At 70.4% G+C, this 3102-nt stretch carries 3 protein-coding genes and 1 pseudogene; all 4 read left to right on the top strand.

Annotated elements, in window-relative coordinates:
• The coding region (locus SACSA_RS0101560; protein WP_232212803.1) for a thiamine pyrophosphate-dependent enzyme at positions 1 to 368 on the top strand (368 nt) is incomplete at its 5' end.
• A 42-nt stretch (positions 369 to 410) separates the two neighbouring features.
• Positions 411 to 860 carry a CoA-binding protein gene (locus SACSA_RS0101555; RefSeq protein WP_028661428.1) on the top strand — a complete coding sequence of 150 codons (450 nt, stop codon included), beginning with the start codon at positions 411 to 413 and terminating at the stop codon, positions 858 to 860.
• Between the two features lie 58 nt (positions 861 to 918).
• Positions 919 to 2136, top strand: coding sequence for an MFS transporter (locus tag SACSA_RS0101550; protein WP_048876304.1), 1218 nt, complete (start codon positions 919 to 921; stop codon positions 2134 to 2136).
• Between the two features lie 476 nt (positions 2137 to 2612).
• Positions 2613 to 3102: pseudogene (locus tag SACSA_RS25555) on the top strand (hypothetical protein); the annotation flags it as partial.

Raw genomic sequence — 3102 nt, 5'->3', positions numbered from 1 at the left:
CACGGCCGTCGACTACATCAACGCGCACGGGTCGGGCACCAAACAGAACGACCGGCACGAGACCGCGGACCGCGATCCAGGAGAATCTGCCCGTCACGGTCGTCGTGGTCGACGACTCCGGTTACGGGATGCTCCGGCACGACCAGCGCAGGTCAGGGCTGGCACTTCGTGGGGTCGACCTGGTCACGCCGGACTTCGTGGGCCTGGCGAAGTCGTTCGGTGTGCACGCCGACCGGGTGGACGGCTTCGGCAGGGCGTTCCGGCGGCTGCTGCGGGAGTTCACCCGCGCGGAGGAACCGAACGTGCTGGTGGTCAACGCGGAGCTGAGTCCTCCCATGAACACCTCACCCCGGTGGTACCGCAAGTAGGCTCGGAGCCGATCATCCGGAAGGCTCGTGGAGAGGACGGCCCTGGTGAACGCAGCCGAGCGCATTCTGCGGGAGTTCGACACGATCGCCGTCGTGGGGCTCAGCCGCGACCCGGCCAAGGCGGCGCACTCCGCGCCCGCCTCATTGCGGGCGGCGGGTTATCGCGTACTCCCGGTGAACGCGGTCGCCGAACCGGGCAGCGTGCTGCTCGGCGAACGGGTCCACCGCAGCCTCACCGAGCTGGCCGACGCGGGAGTGCCCGTCGAGGTCGTCGACGTGTTCCGGCCCGCGGCCGAGGCACCCGCGCTCGTGCGGGAGGCCGTGCGGGTCGGGGCGAAGGCGGTGTGGTTGCAGCAGGACATCGTCTCGCCCGAGGCGCGTGCCGTGGCCGAGGACGCGGGCCTGCTCTACGTCGAGGACGCGTGTCTGGCGGAGGTGCGCGCCGCATTCGGGATCGAAAAAGTCGGGACAACCCGCGTGAGCCGGGAGTAACATGCCTCACATGCGGTTCTTCCATTGACTGACGCCGCCTGAGCCCGCGCGCACGCTGGTGCGGCGGGTCCGGTTGTGGGCGCTGCTGGCGGACACCATCCCGCTCTACCCGCTCTACGCGTTGCTCTTCGCCGACGTGGGGCTTTCCGACGCCGAGATCTCGGCGCTGTTCGTCGTCTGGTCGGTCTCGTGCCTGCTCGCCGAAGTGCCCAGCGGCGCGCTGGCCGACCGGTTCTCCCGGCGCGGCGCGGTCGCCGCGGGTGGTGTGTTCCAGGCGGCCGGGTACCTGCTCTGGACCGCGTTCCCCGGATTCTGGATGTTCGCCGCGGGCTTCGCCCTGTGGGCGCTGGGAGGCGCGCTCGTCTCGGGCGCGCTGGAGGCACTGCTCTACGACGGGATGGCCGCGGCGGGCCAGGCGCACCAGTTCACCCGTGTCTACGGCCAGGTCAACGCGCTCGAACTCATCGCCCAGCTCCCAGCGGCGCTGGCCGCCACCGTGTTGTTCGCCGTGGGCGAATTCGCGCTCGTCGGGTGGGTGAGTGTGGGCATGTGCCTGACCGCTGCCGCGATGGCCCTGCGGATACCGGAGACGCCGCCATACCGTGCCGCCGCCGCACACGGCGTCGTCCAGGGCGGCACCGTCCAGGGCGGTGAGGGCCAGGGCGGCGGTGAGCCGGACGGTGACGAGGATGCCCGGAGCGGGCTCACGCTCCTCAGGGAGGGGGCCCGAGAAGCGCTCGGCGACCGCACGGTGCGTGGTGCGGTGCTCGCCGTCGCCCTGCTCGGCTCGCTCGACGGCATCGAGGAGTACTTCGGGCTCATGGCCAGCTCCTGGGACGTGCCCACCGGGCTGGTGCCCCTCGCGGTGCTCGGCATCCCGATGGCCGGGGCGCTCGGGGCCGCGTGTGCCGGCGGGCTGCGGGATGCAGGGCCGTGGGGACTGGCCGGCGTGCTGGGAGCGGGTGTGCCGCTGTTGGCGCTGGCGGCGTGGCTGGCGGGTCCACCCGGACTGCTCGGGGTGGCGGTGTTCTACGCGCTGTACCGCGCCGTGCTCGTCGTCGGAAAGGCCCGGTTGCAGGAACGGATCGAGAGCACGGCCCGGGCCACGGTGACCTCGTTCGCCGGCCTGGGAACCGAACTCGTGGCGTTGCTGGTCTATGGCGCGTGGGCGTTCGGCGGGCTGCCCGGGGTGACCGCGCTCGCGGTCCTGGTGGCGCTGACGTTGCCGTACGGGCTGCGCCGTCCGGCCGAACGTGTCGCCGCGCTCACCCGCTGAGGAAACCGGCCGGAAACGCACGGAAAGCGACGGGGCGAACTCGCCCCGTCGCGCCGTCGGACCAGTCGCGTACGGAGCGGAGTCTGTTGTCCATGGAATCGTATCGCCGCGTACTCCTCGAGCCGTGAGTGGTCACGGGAAGTCATTCTGGGATGTTCGTACGACGCGTGATGCGCAAGATCAGGAATTGCGCTGGGAATGATCGACACGGACACGGTGAACGGCGTCACGGTTCAACATCATCGCTGGTCATAGACCTAAACAGGACGGTATGCCCGGGGGGTTGTTCGATCCAAACACTCTTGATCTGTGTTCCTGACCACCCATTGATGATATTTGCCGTTGTCGTTTCGTAATCTCGCGGAGGCCTCGCGTTCGCTGATCTTCCACAACGGACGGTTCCGCACGCGTGTGCCCCGTCGACCAAGGCCCCCGAACAGGGTCGACGGTACGTAAGCGAGAAGGAGACCCCGCACGTGGCAGATCATACGATCTTCGATCGCGTGAAACAGATCTTCACGCGATCGGCCCCGACCCGAAACCTCAACATCCCCTCGAACGCGGCGTCGTTCGGCCACTCGCTGCGCGACGCGGCGCGTGGCTACGCCTCCGTGGGCGTGCTCGTGGCCTTCGTCGGCGGCGTCACCGGCCCCGCGGTGCTGGCTGGTACGGACGACACCGCCGCGACCCCCGCACAGGCTTCCTCGAGCGCCGTGCTGCGGGACGCGCAGGCGGGCGGCGAGCAGTCCCCCGATGCCGCCGCCTCCGGTGGGAGTGGCCAGAGCTCCGGTGCCACCGGCGACAGCAGTGACGACAGCGACACCGAAAACGACGACAGCGACGGTCAGGGCGGCACCGGCGGCGAGCCCACCGGTGGCGGCCAGCCCGCTCCGAAGAGCGCCAACCCCGATGGCGCCGCGAAGGCCCCCGCGGCCGCGGAGAAGGGCGCGGGCGGCGGTGCGCCCG

Origin of the sequence: Saccharomonospora saliphila YIM 90502 (assembly GCF_000383795.1) — a bacterium.
GTDB classification, from domain to species: Bacteria; Actinomycetota; Actinomycetes; order Mycobacteriales; family Pseudonocardiaceae; genus Saccharomonospora; species Saccharomonospora saliphila.
Note: the sequence above shows the minus strand (reverse complement) of the source record. Positions and strands in the feature narration are given on the sequence as shown.